This is a genomic window from Xenorhabdus griffiniae, from assembly GCF_001028135.1.
GTDB lineage: Bacteria > Pseudomonadota > Gammaproteobacteria > Enterobacterales > Enterobacteriaceae > Xenorhabdus > Xenorhabdus bakwenae.
Genome location: NZ_LDNM01000079.1, coordinates 1 through 2,616, shown reverse-complemented (window position 1 = coordinate 2,616; position 2,616 = coordinate 1). Strand labels below are relative to the sequence as shown.

General features: G+C 55.6%; 4 protein-coding genes and 1 pseudogene. All 5 read left to right on the top strand.

Annotated elements, in window-relative coordinates:
* A pseudogene (locus AAY47_RS22025) lies at positions 1-526 on the top strand (phage tail protein); the annotation flags it as partial.
* Positions 507-638 carry a hypothetical protein gene (locus tag AAY47_RS23060; RefSeq protein ID WP_268801997.1) on the top strand — a complete coding sequence of 44 codons (132 nt, stop codon included), beginning with the start codon at positions 507-509 and terminating at the stop codon, positions 636-638. The pseudogene AAY47_RS22025 and the gene AAY47_RS23060, both read left to right, overlap by 20 nt.
* Positions 638-1,291, top strand: coding sequence for a phage baseplate assembly protein V (locus AAY47_RS14795; protein WP_047770907.1), 654 nt, complete (start codon positions 638-640; stop codon positions 1,289-1,291). Before AAY47_RS23060 ends, AAY47_RS14795 begins: the two co-directional genes overlap by 1 nt.
* 64 nt (positions 1,292-1,355) lie before the next feature.
* On the top strand, positions 1,356-1,706 hold the full coding sequence (locus AAY47_RS14790) for a phage GP46 family protein (RefSeq protein ID WP_047770906.1): 351 nt from the start codon (positions 1,356-1,358) through the stop codon (positions 1,704-1,706).
* Positions 1,706-2,616: baseplate J/gp47 family protein (locus tag AAY47_RS14785; protein ID WP_047770905.1), on the top strand; the 911-nt coding region annotated here is incomplete at its 3' end. The genes AAY47_RS14790 and AAY47_RS14785, both read left to right, overlap by 1 nt.

Here is a 2,616-nt window from a genome sequence, read left to right as displayed (position 1 = left end):
GGGCAATAACCTGATTTCGTTGTCAGACATGCGCAATATACAGGGCTGTTTTTCCGAATTAATCCTGCTGGCACAAAGCCATGCCTCCACAACCGATAACCAGAAATTGAAGCTGAAGCCGGTGGATGTCACTTCCTCTCAAAAGTTTACTGTCACTGACACTACCGACAGTACCGATGATTCAGACGATCAGGCGAAAACCGGACACCATAATTACCGGATTAAAGTCACTGACCCGACGGTCCCCTATTATCGCCCGCAAATCCTGACGAACGGGGATGTGGACAACCAGCAACAATTGCAGTACCGCGCCCGTAAGGCGATGGCGGATGCCCGTTTAACCGGGCTGGATATCCGGGCGGAAGTTCACGGCCACCGTACCCCCGACGGCGAACTCTGGCAACCCGGGCAACGGGTACGCATCCAGAGCGAACTGCATGGCATTGACGGCATTTTCTTTCTGATGGGACGCGAGTTCATCGGCGGCCGTCCGGGGGGGGGGGGCAATGACATCACTGCAATTTAAAGAGGATGGTGTGTGGATACCTGACGCCTATCCAGACAAGAAAAAGAAGAAAGGCAGTAAGAAAAAAGGCAAAGATCAACTCCGGGCTGTGCCGGTGTGGGAGGATCAATAATGTGGCCGCAAGTGAATCAACGCATTAACCAGGCGTTAAACAGCATTAGAATGGCCTTCAGGGCCGTGTTAGGCACCACTGACAGCAGCGGAAAAGTCCAGACCATTCAGGCGGAAGGACTGGCAGGCGAACAGCTTCAGGGACAGGAATTTTTCCAGCAGTATGGCTACACCTCCAACCCGCCACCGGGCACGATGGGGATTGTCTTGCCCCTGAACGGCCGAACCTCACACGGCATTGTCATTGCCACGGAGCACGGCGCGTACCGTCTGACGGGGCTGAAAACGGGTGAAGTGGCGGTTTATACCGATGAAGGCGCAAAAATCGTATTGAAGCGGGGTCGTCTTATCGAGGTGGAATGTGATACCTATCGGGTTAACTGCAACGTATTTGAGGTTAATGCGGCCAATAAAGCCGATTTTAACACCCCGATGGTGACGACCAGCGAGCAACTGACCGCGATGGCGCAAATCACCGGTAACGGTGGCATGGCGATCCGGGGTGGTCAAGGGGCTACGTTTGAGGGTAATATCAACCAGACATCCGGCAGCTACCAAACCACGGGTGACGTTAAAGCGGGTAACATCTCAGTGCGCGGCCACAAACACCCGAACGGCCATAACGGTGGCAATACCGGCTCATCCATTCCCTAACCTGACATCTTCTGCTGAACCCCCTCAACTGCTGATATTTACCCATGCTGCCACACTGTGCAGCATGGACAGATTATTAAATCCCCAAACGGGTGACTACACCGGCACCCGAACAAACAGCCTGGAAAATGCGGTTTACCTGCGGCTCATGACACCATTGGGTAGTTACTGGGCTGACCCTGCGCTGGGTTCCCGTTTACACGAGCTGACCCGTGAAAAAGACGTGTCACGTATTTATGGACTGGTGCGCCAGTATGCTGAACAGGCGTTACAGCCGATATTGGATGATGGCCGTGCCGCATCAATCAGCGTGACGGTACACCGTGACCAGCACAAGCGGGCGCTGCTCTGGATTGAGGTCACTGATGCCGCAGAGCAGACACATATTTTCAAACACACCGTGAGAATCGCCTGATGTGGATCACCCCCGAATTTCAGCAAATCCGCGATGACCTGTTGCGGGACATCAAAAATCAACTGGCGGATGCCGATACCGGCGCTGACAGTGATTATTTTGCCCGCGCATCATCCGTGGCCAGCGTGGCCGAGGGGATTTATCAGCATCAAGGCTGGATTGTCCGCCAGATATTCCCGGACACCGCCGACAGCGACTATCTGGAACTGCATGCCCGTACCCGTAATCTGACACGTAAACCCGCCACCACCGCCACAGGCATCGCCAGCCTGACGGGTTCCCCCGGCGCTACTTTGCCCGCCGGGGCTGAAATGCGCGGTGAAACCGTATCCGTGAAAACCACCGCCGCCGTGACGATGGATCAGCACGGACAGGCGACGGTGACAATCGTGGCTAACCAATCTGGCACAGCAGGTAATCTGTCATCACCTGCGGATACTGAACTGGTCAGCGCCCCGATGGGCATTAACAGCCGTGCCATTATCCAGACACTGGCAGGCGGCACGGAGGCCGAAACCAATGCCAGCCTGCTGGCGAGATTGCTCGACATCATTCGCCGACCGCCCGCAGGTGGCAATAAATACGACTATCGCCGGTGGGCGCTGGAAGTCCCCGGTGTCACCAACGCCTTTGTTTACCCGTTACGCCGTGGCCTCGGCACCGTCGATATTGCGATCACCTCCGCCGATGGCTTGCCGTCAGCGGACATTATTAAAGCGGTGCAAGACCACATTGACGACGTTCGCCCCGTTACGGCCAAAAGCTCACTGGTATTGGCACCCGCATTGCGCCCGGTGAATTTTGTTATTGAGGTGGTGTTGGATGGCATCACATTGGAAGCGGCCAGTCAGGAAATCACGAACGTTATTACCGATGCGGCAGGACGGCTGGCGCCGGGTGAGCCGTTGAT